The sequence below is a fragment of the Massilia sp. IC2-476 genome (assembly GCF_020707295.1).
Lineage (GTDB): Bacteria > Pseudomonadota > Gammaproteobacteria > Burkholderiales > Burkholderiaceae_D > Telluria.
Window position 1 is genome coordinate 708490 of sequence record NZ_JAJFER010000001.1, and the last position, 22188, is coordinate 730677.

The following is a 22188-nucleotide window of genomic DNA, read 5'->3' on the forward strand; positions in this document are numbered from 1 at the left end:
TCTTCTCGTGGCTGCTGGCCGACGGCATCGTCACCAAGGACACGGTCAAAACCCAGTTCGCACAGGCGCAGGCGATATTGAAAAACGCGGCAGGGTCGATGCATCCGCTGACGGCCGTCGCCCAGTGCAAACTTGTATCCGCGCTGCCGCCGAATCGCCTCCTGACGCTCGACCTGCTCACCGAATGGTGCGCGACCAAGGTCGGCCTGCCTTTCATCCGCATCGACCCCTTGAAAATCGATTTCACCAAGGTGGCGGACGTGATGTCCGCCAGCTATGCGGCGCGCTTCAACATCCTGCCGGTGGAGATGACTGCCTCCACGCTGGTGGTGGCGACGGCCGATCCGGCCAACGTGGAATGGGAAGCGGAAATCGCCAAGGTCTCGCGCCGCAAGATCGAACTGGTGCTGGCCAATCCGCTCGATATCGGCCAATACATCTCGCAATTCTTCAGCCTGGCCAAATCGATCCGCGACGCCAACCGCCAGACCGGCCAAGACCTGGCGATGCGCAACAACTTCGAGCAGTTGGTCGAACTGGGCAAATCGAACAAGCAGTTCGATGCGAACGACCAGCACATCGTGAATATCGTCGATTGGCTGTGGAGTTACGCGTTCGAACAGCGTGCTTCGGATATTCACCTGGAACCGAAGCGCGAATTTGCCGTGATCCGCTTCCGCATCGACGGCGTGCTGCATCAGGTGTACCAGGTGCCGGCGGTGGTCATGATTGCGATGACGGCGCGTATCAAGCTGCTGGGACGGATGGACGTGATCGAAAAGCGGCGTCCGCAGGACGGGCGCATCAAGACCCGTACCGCCGGCGGCCAGGAAGTCGAATTGCGCCTGTCGACACTGCCGACCGCATTCGGCGAAAAGCTGGTAATGCGTATTTTCGATCCGGAAGTCGTCGTCAAAACACTGCCGGAGCTGGGCTTCCCGCCGGAAGACGCGGCGCGCTGGGACGCGCTCACCAACCGGCCGCACGGGATCATCCTGGTGACCGGGCCGACTGGGTCTGGCAAGACGACCACGCTGTACACGACGCTGAAGGCACTGGCGACCAGCGAAGTGAATGTCTGCACCGTGGAGGACCCGATCGAGATGGTCGAAGCCTCGTTCAACCAGATGCAGGTACAGCCGGGGATCGAGCTGTCGTTCGCCGACGGCGTGCGTGCGCTGATGCGCCAGGACCCGGACATCATCATGGTGGGCGAGATCCGCGATTTGCAGACAGCCGAAATGGCGATCCAGGCGGCGCTGACCGGGCACCTGGTGTTTTCGACGCTGCATACGAATGACGCGCCAGCCGCGGTCGTGCGTTTGCTGGAGTTGGGGGTGCCGGATTATCTGCTCGAAGCGACCCTGATCGGCGTGATGGCGCAACGTCTGGTGCGCACGCTCTGCCCGGAATGCAAAGCGCCTGGTGGGGAGTTGAGTGACGAGGTGTGGCAGAGCATCGGGGGCGCGTGGAATATTCCGAAGCCGGCGACCGTGTATCGACCGATCGGCTGTCCGGAATGCCGCCAGACGGGCTATCGGGGCCGCACGGGTATCTATGAACTGCTGACGGTGAGCGAAGGGTTTGCCCACGCCGTGCGTGAATCCGCCGATATCCAGAAGCTGCGCCAGCAGAGCGTGGCTGACGGCATGAAGCCGCTACGCATTGCCGGCGCGATGAAGATCGTCGAAGGCGTGACTACGGCGGATGAGGTGCTGAAGGTGACGGCGGCGCTCGTCTAAAATGCCGCTGCACAGTTAGCACTAGCGCAAACCCGAACGCCCGGCTATAATGCTGCCTCTTTCGGGTCGTTAGCTCAGTTGGTAGAGCAGCGGACTTTTAATCCGTTGGTCGCTGGTTCGAGCCCAGCACGGCCTACCAGAATTAGTTGTAGCAAAGAAGGCGTTACGAGTGATCGTGACGCCTTTTTTGTTTAGCGCATCCCTATTCCTCACTTATTTCCCAAGAAAAAACTCCTGCAAGGAAAGCTCTTCGCTTCGTTGATATTCTCTAGTGTTTTTCTTGCTTGGCTAGCTTGATCGACTCGACGATGTGATCCCACATTGCAACAGCTTGATCATTTTCGATTTGAGTCGTTGTGCGGGTCCCGTCGCTTAATGGCTGACCAGAATCCAAAGAGAGAGAAATACTAGGAGTAGTTTTTCCGGGATTCTTCCGTCTAGTTTCAAGCATAAACTTCAATACGTGCTCTCCAGCTCCCTCGATATGTCCAATGCCAAGCCACTCATCAGTAAGCATTCCTGCAGTTGTACGCTGTCGAGCCCTGAGCACTTTGGTCCTAACTTTCAGCTCTTGCAAAGCAGAGCTGTCACGCTTCATCCTATCAGATAATGTCATTGGATCATTGTGCGAAAATGTATCAACGCCAATCTCGAGCACTAATCCACCATTGTCGCGATAGGTAAATTTGCCATTCTCCTGCGATAAATTTGACTGGATCACGACCGGACCAAGGCAGAATCCAGGCCCTACGCTACTGACATCCAAACTCGTTATCGACTTTGATAGCTTCTTTAATTGCTCTTCAGCTTCCAAATACGCATTATTGAAGGAATCTAGTCGCAGTTTGACCATCGCATTTCCACGCAAAAAGAACATCTCGCTGAAATATGCATCGTCGATTTCCTGCACTCGAAACAAAGTTGAACCGTCGGGAAGAACCGTGTCCATCTTCAAAACATCAACAGCCTTGCTTTCCGATCTACTGAGTTCAGAACGCCGCTTCTGAACCTCAATATCAAACTTTGTCTTTGTCGTTATGCCAGATTGAACCAGAATGTCAATCTCGGGATCCTGTGCGGTTGCACCCTCAGCCTTGAAAATTCCGGTAGTGATATTAGACGGCTGAAAAGAGATGGGGATACTCACAAAATGCCGCCCCACACAATGAACCATATCATTACCGATATACATTTTCTTCCCTTCGTTTCCACTTGGCTTGCATCCCAATAAAACTGTGAATGAAAGAGCCAGTATAAATTTCATCATGATATCTCAGCCTTCGCCGCTAATTTTGTAACCGCATACAGGGTTATTAGCTGCGAAGTAATTGAGTTCCGATAAGCGGGTTCGTGTGCGATATCGGGGACCTCAAATTGTTGCAAAACACTTCTTCCGCCAACTCGCCTTGGAGCGCATCCAGAATTTGCAGGGACAGTCCCGTCACCGCTGCTATCTTGCCCAGCGCAGCGGAGTTCCCAAAAGCTCGTTTCCGACGTCAAACCACTCACTGTCTCTCCCCGTGGCGAGACTTTCGGCACTGCGCCGCCGCCAATGTAAATGTTGTTGCTGCCGTCCGTTCTTACTTCTGAATGCCGGAGGTTTACAATGTTATCGCGCTCATTAGGGATGGCATTTATCCCTTTAGGAGCGACGCCCTTCTTGACATTCCATCTTATTTTAGCGAAGCTTCCTTTCTTGGGACCACCACCATAAAATACATAGGTGTTATGGTGATATTGTCCTTCTATCGTTCTATGGAATTCCCTCGCAATCTTCACGTTCTTTACAAAATCTGCCCATCTAATAGGTTTCCCATTTGCAGGACTAAGCCACTCCTCTTTGACGAGACCCCACCACTTATCTTTCTCAAGGTAGATTTCTTCATATGGATCGGCCAGCGGCAAGGACATAAGCTTCTTATTATCCTGATCCGCGACTTCCATCCACTTACTTCCGTAATCAAATGAAGGAAGTAATTGGAGCGCCCCTGGTGCTTGCGCAAATACTGCTGTCACTTCTCTTCCGTCAGCGCCGATAACCAAACCTGCAGCTGCATCCTCATCTTTCATCCCAACTTTACAACGTCTATATGCGACTGCAGCACCAGTCGAAGGCATGACTCCGTGAACAATTCCAAGAATTTTAGTGGACATGCCAGTGAGTTGACTGCATGCGCGCGCGACGAGCCCGCCCATTGAATGGGTTATCAGAATAACTTGAGTACACTTAGTTTCAGCGCCATTGTTTTCTGAAATAACTTTATCGATACGCTCCTTCAATGCTTCAGCGGCAACAGTGTTTGAAGCAAGCCAGTTATATCCGAAAGCATAGATTGGGAAAGCTGATTTTGCTCGCTTAAGGAGGTCGTCCGATTTTATTGGCTCGACAGGAAAACCTCGCTCAGCCACTTGCGGCAAGCCGGGCATGTCCATGATCAGGCCTGGAGACAGTTTGCGCTTCAGGAAATTTGGTACAGCCGATTGCTCGGATAAAGAATTATTTTTGAAATCTGTCCAATTGGCCGGATCTCGCTCGCCGTTGAGTTTAGCGTCGAGCCAAAGCAAAAATTTATGATAACTCGCTTCCGAAACCTCCCCCCATCCCCGCATCAAATAGTTCTTTTGGTCCATCCCGCCTTCAGCATGAGCGGTTGGGACTGCCCCCAAGGTATATACTTTCGTTCGCTTAGGGTGAAGCAATTCTTGGCGATATCCGGCACTTTTTCCAGCCCATTTCGCCACGAGCTTCGCTGGTATTGGGCCAATAGCGTCCAGCAACCATACTGGCTTGCCGTCCAAGTCACACAAATTCGACCCCATAATTCCCGGAACGAACACAATCGGCACCGCATTTTTCGGCGGCACGGTTATCTTAACAGGAGTGATGAGGGTTGCATCTGTCAGCCGCCACTCGGTCTCCAATCGTCCATTCACGGATGGCCTTAATTCGGCAAAGCGATTCTTCGCCTCAGGTTCGTATTTGACCTTTTCACTCATCTTTTCACCTTGCCGAGTATCACAATGCGTAGTTTTTCAGAGTGAAATGCCTGCTGTAGCGGGATCATTCCAGCCTCATCTGTAATCCCTTCCACCTTCCCCCCATCCTCTTTAATGATGGCATAACGTACATTTTTAACTGGGTCTCCAGCTGGGTCTACTAGCTGGAATTTGTCATCAAAACGCATCGTTCCGCGCGGCAGTTCCGGATACTTATACTTCAGTTCAGCGGCTCCGATAAAGCTTTTCTTCCCGGCGGCGATTTTGATATTCCCCGGGCAAGCCACTTTTATTCCATCGCGACCAACAATAATTTTGGCTCCTCCAGAGGTGACAAGACTTACTTCTTTCGCGGCAGCTAAGTCAATAAGGCTGTTGCCGCTAATAACGGTAATCGCGTCCTTAGACTGCACAGCCATTTCTCCGTATTGCGCCTGGATATCGATAGAGTCTTTCGCAGATATTATTTCGGCTCCAATGCCAGTGACATGGTATTTTTGAGCCGCGGCCAGAAAGCCGATTGCTTGCATCGCATGGAAGCGGAGCTGCCCCCCTACAAGGGATTGAAATACTCCATCGTTCAATAGCGAAATTAATTCTCCGCATGCGAATTTCAGGCCCCGCCCAGCGGTCGAGCCAAAGCTGGCTGCAGCTGCGACGCCAAATATATGGCCGGTTGGTTGCGGGACCTTTTGAATGTTGGACTGCGTATTATTCGCCTTCGCATCTGCTATTGCCGTTGGCAAGTCTTTTGAACTCGTCATCCCAGAGAGTCGGATGAGCAATGCCTTTAGCGGTGCCGCCGCCGTATCAATTTTGCTCTCCTTCGTTTTGTACGATCCTATATGCGTGGCGAGCCTCACACTTTCATGGATATCTGCTGCCGAGTTAAAAATATCGGCTGTGATTACCGCCTGTTTCATTAGTGCTACTTCAGCTGCATTTTGACCGGTCGGTTCCCGTGCCACGGCGTTGTGATGAAGGATGTAGCTTGATACTAATAACGCTTCGCCAGTACGTACGACACCATAGTGATCGGTTCGTAGCTCCGTTCCAATACCCCGTAATCCTCCTCGATAATTATCAGCCGTGTAAATAAGATGGCCTAGATTAAGCTCGCATCCTGCATGTGTATTCTTCAGTTGCACCCGTCCTTGGCTATCAAAGTCATCGAACACTAACTGGGAGTATCCATAGCCACCAAATTCCTTGCTTCGCACCCCCGACTGCGACGCCGGATTGCGGTGCCCAGAGCTTTCAGCGGAAGCACCATGCCACACAGGGTTATTCCCACTACTTAGGTTCGCCTGTCCGGATGTTCTGTGGTCATTTGCAGCTTCGAAACAGAAGGAACTCGTTTCGCTATCACGGCGGCCACCTGGTGTAGGGGCCATCCCACCTTCTCCTCGGCCGTTGTAAAGCGCGCCGACAACGATCGGCCGATCGATGTCGTTCTCCAGGAACTGCACCAGCAATTCCTGCCCAATGCGCGGCGAAAATTGTTGCCCGATGCCGCCACCAGCCGAACGCTGCGCGACCCGCACCCAGCAGCTCGCGTCACTGCCATCCTGCCAGTGGAAGCGAATTCGCACCCGTCCCAGCCTGTCGCAGTACAACTCATCTGAGCCACTCGGCTGGTCGCTCCCATCCGCACCGACGACGATCGCACTTTGCGCACCAAAAGCTGCTGGCTTAGGACTGGCGCGGCCATCGCTGGCTAATTGCGGGCGCCAAATGAGCTCGCTCGAAACGGCGCTAAAACAGTTGGCATACCCTGTCCCCCGCGCCTGCGCAATCATCAGTTCCAAGTCTTCGGTCACGTCTACGTGCGTCAGCTCTTCGAGCAACTCTGGTATTGGCCCAAACAACTCGGCCAACGCATGCGCTGCCGTCGGCGGCATGTTGTTGACGCCGATAGCAAGAACGCGTAGTACGGTGAACGATGCCGACTCCCCCAGCTGCTGCAGCGGCGCGCCAAGCACTTGCACCCTGCTCCCAGCCCGCAGCGTCCTGACCGTCGAGCGCCCCCGCCACACCTGCCCGTGTGCCTCCTGCTCCTGCATGCGCAGGTCCGCGTAATGCTGCGCCTGCTGCCAGTCCGCATACGCATACTGCCCCGGCACCTCGAAAGATTCGAGCACCGGCAACTTGCCGTAGGTGTAGTGGGACGGCGAACTGGCCGCGACGACCTGTTTCGCCTTGTAGTCATAACTGAGCACCGTCGTCAGCGAGGCATGCAGGCGCCGTTGCGCCGATAGGGACTGGATGCTGTCCGATTCCTCCACCGAGCGCGCGCCGTGGAAGCGAATCCCGCCGAGCGCCTCGCTGCTGGCGTCTTCCGGCACCGCGCTGCGCTGGCTGCTATCCGCGAACAGCACCAGCCCGGGTCCTGCTTCAGTCTGTTCGTGCCGCCAGCACAGCCCCTCGTCAGCCAGAAGCCGCTGCACGAAGTCCAGATCGGACTCACGGTACTGACAGCAATAACTGCGCGGCGACACCTCCGCCAGGAAAGGCCCGGTATCGTCGCTCCAGCGCCAGCGCGCCCGTGGCTGGTAGGCGGAGAACACCGCATCGACGATCTCGACGACACTCTTGTCCTGCCACACCCGGCAATTGCGCACTTGTCCCACGCGCCACAGCCATGAACAAATACGAATGCGGTAGCGCGCCAGCCCGCCATCGCTGCCCAGCATGGCGGCTTCGCAGATCTCTCCGGCAAAGCGTTCCCGCGTCCCGTCCGCCAGCGCGATTTCCAGGGCCGCCGGCAGGCCGAGCAGGCTCTCCAGCTCCAGGTAAGCATCCGTGGACAGCGCAATCACATCGCGCGTGCCCACTTGTTGCACTCCGTCGTCGGCAAAGAAGGCTTCAACCACCAGCCCGGCTTCCTCATCCTCTCCCACCTTAAGTTCGTACAGCCGGCTTGCGCTGCTGAACTCAGCCAGGGCGGCAAAGATCTGATCCGTCAGCGTCGTGCTCATGACCGTGGCATTTCCTTGTGGACTCGTCAGCCGAAGTCCCCACGATATAAGCAGTCCGCACAGCAATTCTTGCGCCGCGTCATTAGTTGCAGACCTCGGCAATTGAACGCGCCCGATCCCTACAAAGGATTAAGATATTTACAACTTCTTATTCCTGCTCCGTCACGTGAAATTCATCCAGAACATCTTCCTCGTCGGGTACATGCTGATCGTCGCCCTGTTCTTCGTCTGCGGCGTAGGGCTGATCGTGCTGGCGGCGGTGGAGACCTGGGGCGCGCTCGACCCGCGCGTCGAGCTGAAAGTGCGCGAACGCTTCGAACTGATCCTGGAATGCGTGGGCCTGCTGACGATCGCCGTGGCGTCGCTGGAACTGGGCCAGACCGTGCTGGAAGAAGAGGTGCAGCGCTCGGTCAACATCAGCGCCCCGACGCGGGTGCGGCGCTTCCTGTCGCGCTTCCTGATCGTGGTCGTGGTCTCGCTGTCGATCGAATGCCTGATCGGCGTGTTCCAGTTCATGCACGGCCGGCCCGAATACCTGCTGCACTCGGCCGCCATTGGCGTGGCCGCGGCCGCCATCCTGGCCACCTGGGGCATGTTCGTGCGCATGAACGTCGACGCGGAAAAGCTCGAGCCGCATTCGATGCGCGAGGTCGTGGCCGAGGACAAGGAAATCGAAAACTGAATATCAGCGCTTGAACAGCCCGCGCACCAGCGAGTCGACCACGCCTCGGGTCACGGCTTCCTTCACCGTTCCTGTGACGGACGCCGGGGCCTGCTTCTCCTGCGATGCTTCCGGCGCCGCCTCCTGTCCCATCATCGCGGCATTCATCGCCCCGCCCATGCCGGGCATCAAGGAAGCAACCGACTTCAGCCGCACCTTGACGTCCCATTGCGGTTCCCAGGTGATCTTCGGATCCTTCGGCCGCGGCGGATAGGCCATGTTCAGCTCTTCGCCATACGCAATCACGCGCGACATCGACATCGCACCGACGGCTTCCTTCGGCGCCATGCACTCGGTGGCCGAGGCGGGCAGCAGCACTTTCTCCTTCTGCCACTTGCTGATGGAACCGTTCGGCTGGTAGTTCACCAGCCCCATGCCCATGTCCGGCAACTCGCTCGAGGTCCAGTAGACCATTTCCATCTCGTTGCCCTCGGCCTTGCCGGTGTCGCGCATGCCCATCGCCTGCACGAACCAGGCGCTGGCCTGCTGCATCGGCTTCCACTTGAACAGCACGCCATTGCCTTCGTCATTGCGGGCCGCTTCGACGGCGGGCATCAGGTCGTGCCGGGCGTCGATGTTGAACTTGAAGCCGTCCACCACGCCGTCGCCGGCAAAGCCGTGCTCGCCAACCATCGAGGCGCCATCCGGCAGGCGGCGCGCATCGATCTTGTTCGGCCACACGGGACGGCCCAGCGCCGGGCCAGGTACGCGCGAGGTGGCGCTGCGGTTCTGGAAGAATTTGTTGAACTGGGCAGGATCCATCTTGGCGAGATCCAGCACCAGCGGCTGGCCCTTGCGCACTTCCGCGCCGCAGCCCCAGTACAAATACATTTTCCCCTTCGGCATCTCGAACTTGACCGGTTCCGGGCTGTCTTGCGTATCGCCGGCCTCCACCGGCGCCTGCTCCGGCGCCAGCAGGTTCAGCACGGGCGCCAGCTTCGAGCCGGCCGGCACGCTGTGGTTTGCTGTCTTCAGCTTGCCGTTGTTGCGGGTCAGGAGCGTCACGTCCATCCAGCGTCCGGGGCTGCCGGTCTGGGTCATGCCGAAGGTATTGTCATTGTTCCTGGCGCCGAACAGGCTGCCCATCAAGCCGCCCGCGCCCGGCATCGGCGCACCGCCCGAAAAGGTCGCGAGATCGATGTAGGCCTGGCTGACCGGCGGTTTCACTTTCTGCACCGGCTGGGCCGCCAGGGCGGACGGCAGGACACACAGGCCGGAAACGGCAAGCGCGAGGTGTTTTGGCAAGTACATGGGACTTCCTATGAGGATGAATTGACGAGGCCGATTTTGCTGCGAGGCCCGTCTCGATCCCATCCCCCCGGGAGGGGGAAACTTGGCCCGGCCAACAAATTGACACGAAGCACTTGGATATTCGCGCAAACGTCGCTATAATCTTGGCTTCTTCGGGTCGTTAGCTCAGTTGGTAGAGCAGCGGACTTTTAATCCGTTGGTCGCTGGTTCGAGCCCAGCACGGCCTACCAAAGATTCAGCAAGGAAGGCGTCATGAGAAATCGTGACGCCTTTTTTGTTTTTGCGCGTCATATTGCTGTCATCCCCGCCTCCTATGCTGTCGGTTTTTCAACTCTGGAAATCCGACCATGCCGTTTCTCGACCACGCTGCCCCACCAACCACCCTGCGCATCCTGGGCGCCGCCCTGCTCGCTGCCGGCCTGCTTGCCGGCTGCGGCAGCAGCAGCGATGACGACGAAGAACTCACGCCCAAGACGCTGACGATGGAAAAGATCGGCAGCTACAACGGCGGCAAGGCCGGCGCGGCCGAGATCACGGCCTTCGATGCGGCCAGCAAGCGCCTGTTCGTGGTCAATGGCGCCAACGGCACGGTCGACGTGCTCGACCTGTCCACGCCGTCCGCGCCGAAACTGGTCGGTACCATCAACGTCAGCAGCCTCGGCAGCGGCGTCAACAGCGTCGCCATCCACGACGGCCTGGTCGCACTGGCGATCGAAGCGGCGCCCAAGACCAGTCCCGGCACTGTGGCCTTCTACAATGCCGCCGACCTCAAGCTGGTCAACAGCGTCAAGGTCGGCGCCCTGCCCGACATGCTCACCTTCACCCCGGACGGACGCACCCTGCTGGTCGCCAACGAAGGCGAACCGAACAGCTACGGCCAGGCCGACTCGAGCGATCCGGAAGGATCGGTCAGCGTCATCACCGTCAACCGCGGCGGCACGCCGACGGTTGCCACCGCCGACTTCCGCGCCTTCAACGGCCAGGAAGCCGCGCTGCGCGCGCAGGGCATCCGGATCTACGGCCCGGGTGCGAGCGCGGCCCAGGACTTCGAACCGGAATACATTGCCACCAGCGAAGACGGCCGTACCGCCTGGGTCACCCTGCAGGAAAACAATGCCGTTGCGACCGTCGACGTCGCCACGGCCAAGGTCACCGCGATCAAGCCGCTCGGCACCAAGAACCACAACCTGGCCGGCATGGGCCTGGACGCCTCGGACGAGGACGGCGGCACGAATACCAACAGCGGCACGCCGGCGGTGCGCATCGCTCCCCAGCCGGTGAAGGGCATGTACCTGCCGGACGCGATTGCGCGCTTCACGGTTGACGGTACGGCCTACCTGATTACCGCCAACGAAGGCGATGCGCGCGCCGACTGGCCCGGCTTCAACGAAGAATCGCGGGTGCGTACCCACTGCAGCGCCGGTCTCGACCCGGCCGTGTTCGGCAATGCGGCCAACCTCATCCTCGACTCGAACCTGGGCCGCCTGCGCATCACCACCACCCCGAACGGCGGCAGCGCCGGCAAGAACGCGGCTGGCCAGTGCACCGAGCTGTACGCCTTCGGCGCCCGTTCCTTCTCGATCTGGGACACCAGCCTGAACCGCGTGTACGACTCGGGCGACGAGTTCGAACAGAAGACCGTCTCGCTGCCGAACGCCCGCTTCAATGCCAGCAACGATAACAACGACCTCGATGGCCGTAGCGCATCCAAGGGGCCGGAACCGGAAGGCGTAGTAGTCGGCCGCTTCGGCAAGAAGACCTATGCCTTCATCGGCCTGGAGCGCGTCGGCGGCGTGATGGTGTACGACGTCAGCAAGCCGTCGGCGGCCAGCTTCGTCACCTACCTCAACACCCGGACCAACGATAGCGGCGACCTGGGTCCGGAAGGCCTGGCCCTGATACCGGCGGATAAATCGCCGAACAGCAAGCCGCTGCTCGTCGTCGGCAACGAGGTCAGCGGCACTACCGCCATCCTGCAGATCAACCTCAGCTACTAAGCCGATCCGGGAAATGCCGGCCGTGACGGTTGGCATTTCCCGCCGCGCCGCCGATAATCGGCGCCATGCCTTATTCCATCGCTGCCCCCGTCCACTTCGAACTCGTCATCAAGAAGAGCCGTTTCATTGCCTGCGTCCAGCCGATGCCGGACCGTGCCGGCGCCCAGCAGGTCGTCGCCAGGCTGCGCGCAGAACACCCCGGCGCCGCCCACGTGTGCTGGGCGCTGCTGGCGGGCGGCCAGTCGGCCGCGGTCGACGATGGCGAGCCGAGCGGTACGGCGGGGCGGCCGATGCTGGACGTGCTGCGCCACCAGGACCTGGAAGGCGTGCTGGCCACCGTGGTGCGCTACTTCGGCGGCGTCAAGCTGGGCGCCGGCGGCCTAGTGCGCGCCTATACCGACAGCGTGGCGCAAGCCCTGCTGCAGGCGCAGAAGGTGCCGATCATCAAGCTGCAGCAGCTGCGCTGCAGCGCCCCGTATGCGCTCGAAGGCTTGGTGCGGCGCGAACTCGACGCCGCCAGCGCGCAACTGGTGGCGGTGGCGCATGGCGACGAGGTGGTGTTCGACTTCAGCCTGCCGGCACAGGATGCGCCTGGGCTGCGTACGCGGCTGGACAATGCCGGCCATGGCCGGATCGGCTGGCCGCGCATCGACGACGCGGCGCCTGCATAGCCCTGGGCTATACCTGTCATCACGACTCGAAAGCGGACTGAGGACGCGCCGCGCGCTATAGTGGCCGATCCACTTCGACATTCCACCGCGTTTTGATCAAGAAAAGTCTCCTTCCCCTCGCCCTGGGCGGCTTCGGCATCGGCATGACCGAATTCGTCATCATGGGCATCCTGCCCGACGTCGCCAGCGGCCTCGGCATCAGCATCCCGCAGGCCGGCCACCTCATCACCGCCTATGCGCTCGGCGTCGTGGTCGGCGCGCCCACGCTCGTGAGCCTGATGGCGCACCGCCCGCCGCGCAGCGTCCTGATGTGGTTCATGGCGATGTTCACGCTGTTCAATGCAATGTCGGCCTTTTCGCCCAACTACGAGATGATGATGCTGTCGCGCTTCATGGCCGGCCTGCCGCATGGCGCCTTCTTCGGCGTCGGCGCCGTGGTCGCCAGCCGCCTCGCGGACGAAGGCAAGGTGGCGGCCGCGCTGGCCACCATGTTCACCGGCCTGACGCTGGCCAACGTGCTGGGCGTGCCTGCCGGCACCTGGCTCGGCCACAACATGAGCTGGCGCGCCGTGTTCCTGGTGGTGGCGGCGATCGGCCTGGTCACCGTGCTGGCCCTGCGCCAGCTGGTGCCGCACATCGAGGCCAAGGCGCGCACCAGCCTGCTGCACGACCTGCGCATCTTCCGCGGCCCCGCCCTGTGGCTGGCGCTCGCCATCACCTCGATCGGCACCGGCGGCTTCTTCGCCTTCTTCAGCTATATCGCGCCGCTGCTGACCGACGTGACGCATTTCGCGCCGGCGACCATCCCGATGGTCATGACCGTGGTCGGAGTCGGCATGACGGTCGGCGTGCACCTGGGCGGCCGCCTGGCCGACCGCGTGCCGCCGCTGCAGTCGATCCTGATCCTGCTGGGAACGATGACGGTCCTGTTGCTGTGCAATGGCCTGTTCGCCAGCTCGCAGCCGGCCATGCTGGTGCTGGCCTTTGCCACCGGCGCCAATGCGCTGGCGCTGGGTCCGTCAATCCAGATGCTGCTCATCGAGCATTCGCGCGAGGCCGAGATGCTGGGTTCTTCGCTGGGACAATCGGGCTTCAATATCGGGAATGCGACCGGCGCCTTCCTGAGCGGGATTCCGCTGACGCTCGGCTATTCGTATGCCTCGCCGCAATGGGTCGCGGCCGGACTCGCCCTGGCGGGCGTGGCGCTGGCCCTGGCGATGCTGATGCAGGGACGCGCACAGGCGCGCGCCGCCTGCGGGGCCTGAATCCGCAGGCTCAGGCCGCGGCCGGCAGCGCCTGCACCCGCTTGCGGCGGCCGGCGAAGGCGACGGCCACGCCGGCCAGCATCAGCGCCAGGGTGCCCGGCTCCGGCACCGTGATGTTGGATCCGTCGGTGCGCAAATCATTGACGCCTGCCAGTTGCGTCGCTGTGAAGTAATGGTTGGAATTGACCTGGATGGTCGAGTTCCAGCTGCCCACCACCACCTGGCCATTGATCACGCCCCAGTCGGCGGTGACGGCCGCCTTCGGCGCCAGCACGCTGCCGATGATGCCCTTGACGTTGAGCGCCTTTGCGTCAGGGAAGTTGAACAGCACGTTGTAGTTGCTCAGCGGCTCGAAGCTGATGCCGCCCTCGTTGAACGTGGCGCTTTCACCCATCACGTTGAAGATCAGGGTCTGGCCGGCCACCAGCTTGTCCAGGGTCCAGCTGCTCGAGGTACGGAACATGTCGGCCGAGACGTTGAACACGTCCACACCACCCTTGCCGCTGCCGCTCACGACAACGCCACTCCACAGCTTGCTGACACTGCCTGTTCCCTGCACCGAGGCCAGCTCCTGCGACAGCTTGAGGAAGGCGGTCGAGGTGCTCCCAAAATTGATCGGACTGACGGGCGTGCTCAGCGGCATCGCCGCGTTTTGCAGGAGGGTGTTGCCGCCGACGTAGATCTTGCCCTTGTCGATCGATCCACCCTTGAGCGTCAGGTCGCCCCCTGCGATCAGCGCATGGCTTCCGTAAGCTGCCTTGCCGTTGGCATTGATCGAGTAGGAACTGACGTTTACGTTGCCGCCAGCGATGACGGCGCCCTCCACATCGCTCGATTTGGCTGAGAAATTCCCCAGCGTATAGATATTGGCACCGCCCATCATGCTCCCCAGGTCGATGACGCCAGCCTGGGCCGTACCGCACGCAAGAAGGCTTACGATTATTGACGCATGAGCAAGTGCCAATCGACGCATGATAATTCTAATGGGAAATTTTAGATTCCCCATAGTATCATCAAATTTAGCAATTTGCTCATGCAAGCGCTGTCAATACCTCCTTCGTCCAAACCACTGTCGCAAATTCGCCATGCAGGCTGACCAGCGCCGCATCATGCATCTCTTGCGCCGTGAAATGGCGGCCGTCCGGCCCGGTACGCTCGAAGGTCGCCGTGGCGTCCGCCACGAACAAGGTCTCGAAACCAAGGTTTCCGGCCATGCGCGCCGTCGTCGACACGCAATGGTCGGTCGTTAAGCCCACGATCACCACGGTCCCAATGCCGGCGCCGCGCAGGCGCGCCTCCAGGTCGGTGCCGATGAAGGAACTGTTCACGCTCTTGACGATCACCGCTTCGCCCGGCAGCGGCCGCGCTTTCGGCTTGTGTTCATAGCCGGGCGTCCCCGGGCGGAACAGCCCGGCAGGCGAGGCCGAGCGATGCTGGATGTGGAAGACCGGCCGCCCGCTGGTGCGCCAGGCCGCCAGCAGCGCAGCGACCTGCTTCTCGGCCTCCGGGTTGTTGCGCCGGCCCCAGCGCGGGTCATCGAAAGCCTGCTGCACGTCGATGCTGATCAGGGCGGCGTTGGAAGGCAAGGTCTTCATGCTTGGTCTTGGTAAGTAGCTCGGAACGCCATCCTCTACCGCCGGCAACAATGCCACAACCGAAATGGCGGATAATGGCTGGCTTGACATGAAGGATTTCGATGGCATGAAGCTGAGCCAACTGAAGATGCTGGTGGCGGTGGCCGACCATGGAAGCTTCAGCGCCGCCGCCGCAGAGCTGAGCTGCACCCAGTCGCGCATCAGCCATGGCATCGCCGAACTCGAAGGCGAGCTGGGCGTCAGCTTGCTGGCGCGCGGCCGCGCCGGTTCGGCGCCGACCGAGGCCGGACAACGGGTCGTGGACAAGGCGCGCCAGATGCTGCGCCTGGAACGGGGGCTGATCGACGCCGCCCGCGCTGACGAAGAGGTAAGCGGCACCGTGCGCATCGCCTGCTTTCGCAGCGTCGGCACCCATCTGCTGCCGCACGTGCTCGAAGCCCTGGCGCAATCGCAGCCGCGACTGCGGGTCGAGATCGACGACAGCTGCGAGGAGCGGGCCGACGTCACCCGCGCACTGCAGGACGGACTGGCGCAAATCGGCATTGCCCAGCTGCCGCTGGGCGCCGGGTTAGACGCCTATCCTTACCTGCACGACGACTACGTGCTGGTGGTCCCGGCCGCGCTGGCGCTGCCGGCAATGAACACGTCCGGCTGGCCGGAGCTGGGCGCCCTGCCCTTCATCACGCTGGCCTGCAGCGGCGCGGCCGAGATCCTGGCGCGCTGCCGCGCCGCCGGCTTTGCGCCCGAGCCGGGACGGGTGCTGGCCAACGACACCAGCATTGCCGCCATGGTCGGACGCGGCATGGGTTATGCGATCCTGCCGCGCCTGGCTACTTTCCCGGAAGCGCTTGACGTCAGGATCCTGTCGCTGCCGATTCCCGCGCGGCGTCAGTTCGCCATCGCCGGCTTGCCGGGCGTGCTGCGCCAGCGGCCGGTGCGCGCCGTGGTGCGTGCGCTGCGCGAGCGCAGCCTGGCCGCGCGCACGGGGGCGGGCCAGGCCGGCATCATCGGGTGGGAATAGTCAGACCAGCGAGGCGTCGCCCAGGGCCTGGGCGGTCTCGGCCGCTTCGCTGCGCAGCAGCTGCAGCGTGGCGGCGTCCAGCGGACCGGCTTCGTGGTCATCGAGGCGCGGGGCGCCCAGGGGGGAGTCCACCAGCGCGTAGCGGTTGGCCAGCAGCAGGGTATCGAGCAGGGTGTGCGGCTCGGGCTGCAGCACGCCGTCGCGCAGGGCGCCGATGGCTTCGGCGACGTCGGCCGGAATGTCCAGCTTGCGCATGATTTCCGCGCCCGCCACGTCCTCGACCAGCACGCCCCAGCGATCCGTGTCGTCTTCCAGCAGGCCGGGGAATTCGTCGGCGCGCGACAGCAGGTAGAAGCCGCCCACCTCGTGCACGATGCCGGCGAACAGCGCGGTGTCGGGGTCGACCCTGGTGACGTGGCGCGCCACCGAGTGCGCCAGCGCCGCCACCTGGGCGCTGTGGGTCCACAGCTGCTCGGCCTTCGCGCGCAGGATCGGGTCGGCGATGCGGTGGCCGAACTGGCGCACCATCAGGGCGGCAACCAGGCCGCGCAGGCGGCGGTAGCCGATGCGCAGCACGGCGGCGCGCACGTTGGTCACCTGCATGCCGCCCGCGCCGCTGCCGTAGGCCGCCGTGTTGGCCAGCGCCACGGTGCGCGCCGCCAGCTGCGGTTCGGACAGCACGAGGCGGATCGCCTCGTCCACATGGCAATCCGGATCGTCCAGGGCCAGCTGCAGGCGTAGCACGGCATTCACGCTGGTGGGAAAGGTAATGTCCCCACGCGCGGCCTGGGCAGCGATGTATCCGAAGGCTTCAAGTTTGTTCACGCAGGAATTATACCCTTGCCCCTGCTCCTGCCCGGCCGTTTAGTTAGCAAAAATGAAAAAAGCCCGCACGGCCAGTGCGGGCTTCGGTACTGCGCGGTGCAGCGGCTTACTTTACCTTGATGGCGCTCTTGACCTTGGTCACGCCTTCGACGCCCTTGGCGACCTGCTCCGCGCGCTCGGCCTCGGCCTTCGAGTCGACGAAGCCGCTCAGCATGACGACGCCCTTCTCGGTCTCGACCTTGACTGCCAGTGCGCTGGTATCCGGCGCAGCGGCCAGGCCGGCCTTGACCTTGGCGGTGATCGCCGTGTCCGACATGGCGGCCGTGGTGCGCGAACCGGCGCGCTCGGTCGCCTTCTCGGTCTTGTCGGCGGCGTTCGAGGCGGTGCTGCGGGTCTTGTCGCCGACGTTCTCGGCGGCGCGTTCGGTGCGCTCGGCGGCGCCCGAGGTCACTTCCCTGGTCTTGTCGGCCACCTTGCTGGCCGCTTCCTTGGTCTTGGCGACGGCGGTCGCGGCAGCGGCGCGGGTCTTCTCGCCGGCGCGTTCGAGGGCGGTGTCCGGCTTGTCCTTGTTCTCGACCAGGCAGGCGGTCTTGTTGCCCTTTTCTTCGCACTTCTCGACGGCGGCCGACTTCACCGGATCCTTGGTGTCGGTGCTGGCGACCAGGCCGGCGCTGCCTGCCGCGGTAGCAGCGGTGGCGCCGCTGCCGCCGGTGCTGCCGGCCTTGCTGTCAGCGCTGCCGCCGGCAGCGGCCAGCGCGGCGGTGCGCACCGACTTGGCATTGTTCATGCAGCTGTCCTTGGCGTTGCCCTTCATGGCGTCGCACTTCTCTTCGGCCAGCTCGTACTCGGCATCGGCCAGCTTGCGGCGCGCCGCTTCGCGGTTGGAGGCGGTGTTGTCGTACTTCGTGACGGCAGCCAGCTCGGCCTTGGCGCGGGCAACGTCGGCCTGTTCCTCGCAGATGTCCTCATCCTTGAGCGCGTCGCATTTCTGCTTGGCGGCCTTGTGGTCGGCTTCGACCTTCTGCATGGCCGTACGATAGCCGGCGGCGTCGTTCTGGGCGAATGCGGGGGCCGCGGCGATGGTGGTGCCGGCAACGGTGGCCAGCAGGGCGGCGAGGAGTCGGTTCATGATGTGTCCCTTGGTGTCGGTTGTTGTGATGTCATCATTAAACGCCCACCACCCCGCGCTATCTGTGCGACAGCGTACACACACCCGCTTCCTCGTCATTACGCGGCCTCGACCGTTGCCGGGCCGCCTCCTTCATTCGGTCGCCAGCAGGCCTTCACGCCACAGGACGGCGACATCGTCGAAGGGCGCGCCGGCCTTGCCGAACGCGGCGCCGTCGCCGGCAAGGCGCACCCAGGCGCGGGTATCGTGGCCGCTGCGCGGCACCGCCACCTTGTCGCGCACGCCGGCCAGCCAGCGGTACACGCGCGCATACTCGTCCGGCTTGCTGCGCCGGGTCCAGGCCAGTGCGGCCAGGTCGGCAAAGCCTTCTTCGCGGCGCGTCTCGCGCATCGCCTTCGAGGCGGCCAGCAGCGACGCGTCGGCGGCGTGTTCCTCACCCACTTCCACGAAGCCGGCCGGCAGCACGTGCCAGGCGCCCTGCGCATAGCGCCAGCAATGCGCGATCTCGTGCGCCGCCATGGCTTCGATCAGGGCGCCCTGCTGCGCTTCGGGAATCCCGGCCAGCACGGTCTCGGCGTCCGGGTTGTTACGCAGGGACATCACCAGCTTGCAGCGGCCTTTGTCGAAGCCCATCGCCAGCGGCACGTCGCCGGGACGCGGCTGGGGCTGCACGGTGATGTCGAGGGGGAGCTTGAGCTGCTGGGAATAGGCCAGCACCGGCCCGGCCGCATCGAGCCAGCGCTTTTCCAGCGCGGTCAGTTCGGCGGCATGCAGTGCCGGTGCGCACAGGATCGCAGCGATCGCAGCGGTGGTGAAGGGCTTGAACATGGGCTTACTCCGTAGGACGATAAAATGCCTATCGGCAATTCTAGCCCGGGATGAAGCCCCACTTTTGAGAAAATATTTGTCTGTGTTGAGAAGAGCAAGGCTGTCAGTTTTGCACTGACGGCGTGGGCTCAAGACCGTGCAATGCCGGCGCCACGATGGCGGCCAGGCGCTGGGCTTCGGCTTCCATCGCCGCCGCCGCGCTCGAGGCCTGCAGCAAGGCCGTGGTGCGGCGCGTGCTTTCGCTGCGGTCGGGCGGCGGGCCTTCTACCAGGCTGATGGCCGAGGTCACGGCGGTGACCCGCGACACCGCGTTGGCGATCGCCTGCAGCGCGCCAGCATCTTCCATGTGGGCCACCGGGCTGCCGACCAGGTCGCGGATATCCTTCACCACCGCCGTCGAGCGCAGCGCCAGCGCCTGCAATTCCTGCACCACGGCGCTGCTGTCCTCATCCTGTTCGCCGGTGCGCAGGGCGTGCACGGCGGCGTCGAGCGCCAGGATGTTGGCGCGGAAGGCCAGGCCGTCGATGGCGCCGACGATGTCGTCGACGCGTTTCGGGGGGATGGCGGCGGGCGCCGCCGCGACGTCCTGTGCCAGCGCCTCATCGGGCGCGGCCGTCGGCGCAGGCCGCAGCCCGCGCACCACGTACCAGGTGCCGAACACGGCCGCCGCGACGGCGCCCGCGCACAGCAGCACGATCCACTGCCCGAAGCCGGACGCCAGCCGGCGCGCATTCGCCATATCGTCCGCCGCCAGCTTTTCCTGCAGGTCGACGAAGCGCGAGACGCTGGCCAGCCAGTCGACGAAGGCCGGCGCCGCCTGGCTGGCAAGCAGGGCCCGGGCGTCCTGCGTTTCGCCGAGGGTGTGCAGGGCCAGCACGCGCTCGACCAGTGGGCGGGTGCGCCTTTCCTGTTCCTTGATCGCGGCCAGGGCGTCCCGCTCCTCGGGCAGGATGCCGGGCAGCTCATGGAACAGTGCATCGAGCGGCGACGCCGCGCGCGCATAGGCGTCGGCCGAGGTTTTCAGCCGCGCGATCAGCGCGGCGGCCGCGGCCGGGTCGGAGGCGAGGACGAGGTCGCGCATGGCGATTGAACGATCGCGCACGCTGGCGCGCAGCTCGAAGGCGTAGCGCTGCTTGATGCCGCTCACGTCGTCGATGCGGAACAGCAGATGCTCGATCTGCCCCGCGCGCGCCGCAGCGAGCACGGCCAGCGCGATCATCAGGAGAATCACGGCGCCGTAGCCGATGGCCAATCGCGCGCCAGTGGAAAGGGGCTTCGTCGTCATGTTCTAGTCTGAGGGCTGCGGGAATTGCTCCAAAGCAATGCTGCGACTATAACACGGCCCTTGTATGGACTGACGGAGCTTTCAGCTCAAGTTAAGTAAATTCGGCGGCACTGTTGCGTACGTGCCAAACAGGCCGCCGAATGCCCTGGCTGCTGCCTTACTTTGCCAGTGCTGCCGCCGTCACGAAGCTCGGGCGGATGTCGTTCGGCACGCTGGACTTCAGCTTGTCGAGCGCCTTCTGCACTTCCGGACGGATCACCACGTACTTCGTCATCATCGCCTTGGCACGGGCATAGTCGCCGGTGGCTTCGATGGTGAGGAATTCGCGGTCGAGGTCGGCCACGGCCGCCTTGATCTTCTTGAAGTCCACGGCGAACGTGCCGTCGCCATTGGCCACGAACGCGCCTTTGTCGAGCAGGTAGTTGACCTGGATCGCCATCCCGCGCGCATGCGAAGACGTCAGGCCGAAGTGCAGGGTACGGAAGCTCGAGGCCAGGAAGGTGTTATACAGCTTGCGCTCGGCCGCCTCGCCCTGCCCCAGCGTGTCCTTCAGCAGGCCCTTGTCCATCATGTAGCCCAGCGCCCACAGGCCGGTTATGTCGGCCTTGGCTTCCTCGATGGTCGAATAGGTGTCCTTCAGGTCCTGGCGCGGCGTCGATTCCTTACCGTCCTTCTTGGTATGGTGCGGACCGAGGCCGTGCATGATCTCGTGCGCCAGGATGTGGGTGAAGAAGGAATCGAAATCGAGGTCCTTCTGGTCCTGCGGGCGCAATACCAGCTTCGAGATCGGTTTGAGGGTCGATTCGAACTTCGCTTCCTGCACGTTCTTCAGCATCACGCGCTTGGAGCCGCGCTCGCGGATCACGCGCTCGTCGTTCGGCAGGTTGTAGGCGGCCGTCTGCACGCCCATGTTGCCGTCGCCGGCGCCGAAGACCTGGTTGACCACAACCATCGGGGCGATCGCGCCGACCTTCGGGTTGCGGTACTGCTTGTCGACCGGGAGGTTGTCTTCCAGCTCCTGCAGGTGCTTGCCGAAGAAGGCCAGCTTCTGGGTTTCCTTCTGGTCGCGCACGCTGACATAGGCTTCGAACGCCGCCTTGTAGCCGAACAGCTCGTCGTTATAAGTCTCGTAGGGGCCGATGGTGACGTCTACCGGCGAGTCGAGGTCCATCCAGGCGAAGTCCGAAGCCAGGTAATCGTTGGACAGGAAGGCGTCCGCACGCAGGGTCAGGAATTTCTTGAGCGAGGCGTTGTCGGTCGAAGCCGCGGCTTCGCGCAGCAGCTTGGCCAGCTTTTCCAGGTCCGGGCGGTACTCATCCGAATACTTCACGGTGCGGAACTTGCCGTCCGGGCCAGTCCGGATGACGGTGAAGAACCACTGCGCATCGGCCTTCTGCGCGGCGGGCAGGCCGTTCATCCAGCTTTCCAGCGCTTCCTTGCCGGCGTTCTCGGGATAGAAGTTGGCGCCAAGCGGCTTCTTGGCCGGGATCTTGATGCCGGCATACTCCGCGGGCATGAAGGACTGGTTGTCGTCCAGCCCCGACCACGGGCCCTTGTTCAGCCAGAAGGCGTTCTGGCGCGCCTTGCCCAGTGCCGAATTGTCCTTCTGCAGCGCGGCCCACAGAGCTTCGTTGCCGGACCAGCGCTGGCGCAGCTGCAGGGTGTCGATGATCTTCGCCGCCTCGATCAGCTTGACCATCGCGGCGCGGTCGCCTTTCGACAGCTTCGAGGTATCGGCCTTCAGCTCGGCCGGTGCGAAGCGCTTGGCCATGGCCTGGAGCTGGGCGGCGCTGGCTGGTTCTGCCGCCTGCGCATAGGCGGCGCCGAGGGCGGCGACCAGCACGAGGGGAGCGAATAGTTTGTTCATGGTGTCTCCTGTCAGC

General features: G+C 62.2%; 17 protein-coding genes and 2 tRNA genes. 8 read left to right on the forward strand and 11 right to left on the reverse strand.

Features of this window, described 5'->3' with window-relative positions; genetic code table 11:
- The first annotated feature begins 98 nt into the window (after nt 1-98).
- Nucleotides 99-1742, forward strand: a complete 1644-nt coding sequence (locus LK539_RS03270; RefSeq protein ID WP_229520594.1) for a GspE/PulE family protein — start codon at nt 99-101, stop codon at nt 1740-1742.
- A 63-nt stretch (nt 1743-1805) separates the two neighbouring features.
- A tRNA-Lys gene (locus tag LK539_RS03275) sits at nt 1806-1881 on the forward strand.
- A 129-nt stretch (nt 1882-2010) separates the two neighbouring features.
- Here LK539_RS03275 and LK539_RS03280 read toward each other — a convergent pair.
- The 3 genes from LK539_RS03280 to LK539_RS03290 are packed head-to-tail and all read right to left on the reverse strand — an operon-like array spanning nt 2011 to nt 7717.
- Nucleotides 2011-3009, reverse strand: coding sequence for a T6SS immunity protein Tli4 family protein (locus LK539_RS03280; RefSeq protein ID WP_227799472.1), 999 nt, complete (start codon nt 3007-3009; stop codon nt 2011-2013).
- Entirely contained in the window at nt 3006-4739 is a 1734-nt protein-coding gene (locus tag LK539_RS03285) for a triacylglycerol lipase (protein WP_227799473.1), read from the reverse strand. The genes LK539_RS03280 and LK539_RS03285 overlap by 4 nt, the downstream gene beginning before the upstream one ends.
- Nucleotides 4736-7717 carry a type VI secretion system Vgr family protein gene (locus LK539_RS03290; protein WP_227799474.1) on the reverse strand — a complete coding sequence of 994 codons (2982 nt, stop codon included), beginning with the start codon at nt 7715-7717 and terminating at the stop codon, nt 4736-4738. The genes LK539_RS03285 and LK539_RS03290 overlap by 4 nt, the downstream gene beginning before the upstream one ends.
- 166 nt (nt 7718-7883) lie before the next feature.
- Between LK539_RS03290 and LK539_RS03295 the strand changes: the two genes are divergently transcribed.
- A complete protein-coding gene (locus tag LK539_RS03295; protein WP_227799475.1) occupies nt 7884-8399 on the forward strand; it encodes a hypothetical protein in 516 nt (171 codons plus the stop codon).
- Nucleotides 8400-8402: 3 nt separating this feature from the next.
- Here LK539_RS03295 and LK539_RS03300 read toward each other — a convergent pair whose 3' ends face one another.
- Nucleotides 8403-9689, reverse strand: a complete 1287-nt coding sequence (locus LK539_RS03300) for a hypothetical protein (RefSeq protein WP_227799476.1) — start codon at nt 9687-9689, stop codon at nt 8403-8405.
- A 154-nt stretch (nt 9690-9843) separates the two neighbouring features.
- On the opposite strand from LK539_RS03300, the gene LK539_RS03305 reads away from it, so the two are divergent.
- From LK539_RS03305 to LK539_RS03320, 4 genes are all read left to right on the forward strand, one after another.
- A tRNA-Lys gene (locus LK539_RS03305) sits at nt 9844-9919 on the forward strand.
- Between the two features lie 117 nt (nt 9920-10036).
- Entirely contained in the window at nt 10037-11686 is a 1650-nt protein-coding gene (locus LK539_RS03310) for a choice-of-anchor I family protein (protein WP_227799477.1), read from the forward strand.
- Between the two features lie 65 nt (nt 11687-11751).
- Nucleotides 11752-12357 carry a YigZ family protein gene (locus LK539_RS03315; protein WP_227799478.1) on the forward strand — a complete coding sequence of 202 codons (606 nt, stop codon included), beginning with the start codon at nt 11752-11754 and terminating at the stop codon, nt 12355-12357.
- A gap of 92 nt (nt 12358-12449) precedes the next feature.
- Nucleotides 12450-13622 (forward strand): MFS transporter, encoded by a 1173-nt coding sequence (locus LK539_RS03320; protein WP_227799479.1) that lies wholly within the window; start codon nt 12450-12452, stop codon nt 13620-13622.
- Nucleotides 13623-13632: 10 nt separating this feature from the next.
- On the opposite strand, the gene LK539_RS03325 is transcribed toward LK539_RS03320, so the two are convergent.
- On the reverse strand, nt 13633-14505 hold the full coding sequence (locus LK539_RS03325; protein ID WP_227799480.1) for a choice-of-anchor A family protein: 873 nt from the start codon (nt 14503-14505) through the stop codon (nt 13633-13635).
- A gap of 148 nt (nt 14506-14653) precedes the next feature.
- The gene (locus LK539_RS03330) at nt 14654-15217 is read right to left on the reverse strand and encodes a cysteine hydrolase family protein (RefSeq protein ID WP_227799481.1); all 564 of its coding nucleotides are present in this window, start codon (nt 15215-15217) and stop codon (nt 14654-14656) included.
- 106 nt (nt 15218-15323) lie between these two features.
- Here LK539_RS03330 and LK539_RS03335 point away from each other — a divergent pair, with 106 nt between their 5' ends.
- The gene (locus LK539_RS03335) at nt 15324-16238 is read left to right on the forward strand and encodes a LysR family transcriptional regulator (RefSeq protein ID WP_227799482.1); all 915 of its coding nucleotides are present in this window, start codon (nt 15324-15326) and stop codon (nt 16236-16238) included.
- On the opposite strand, the gene LK539_RS03340 is transcribed toward LK539_RS03335, so the two are convergent.
- The 5 genes from LK539_RS03340 to LK539_RS03360 form a co-directional block, all read right to left on the reverse strand.
- Nucleotides 16239-17063: an HDOD domain-containing protein gene (locus tag LK539_RS03340; protein ID WP_227799483.1), complete on the reverse strand. Its 825-nt coding sequence runs from the start codon at nt 17061-17063 to the stop codon at nt 16239-16241.
- 106 nt (nt 17064-17169) lie between these two features.
- Nucleotides 17170-18192, reverse strand: a complete 1023-nt coding sequence (locus tag LK539_RS03345) for a BON domain-containing protein (RefSeq protein ID WP_227799484.1) — start codon at nt 18190-18192, stop codon at nt 17170-17172.
- Between the two features lie 132 nt (nt 18193-18324).
- Entirely contained in the window at nt 18325-19020 is a 696-nt protein-coding gene (locus LK539_RS03350; protein ID WP_227799485.1) for a hypothetical protein, read from the reverse strand.
- Between the two features lie 103 nt (nt 19021-19123).
- On the reverse strand, nt 19124-20305 hold the full coding sequence (locus LK539_RS03355; protein WP_227799486.1) for an MCP four helix bundle domain-containing protein: 1182 nt from the start codon (nt 20303-20305) through the stop codon (nt 19124-19126).
- Between the two features lie 157 nt (nt 20306-20462).
- The gene (locus LK539_RS03360; RefSeq protein WP_227799487.1) at nt 20463-22172 is read right to left on the reverse strand and encodes a hypothetical protein; all 1710 of its coding nucleotides are present in this window, start codon (nt 22170-22172) and stop codon (nt 20463-20465) included.
- Nucleotides 22173-22188 lie beyond the last annotated feature (16 nt).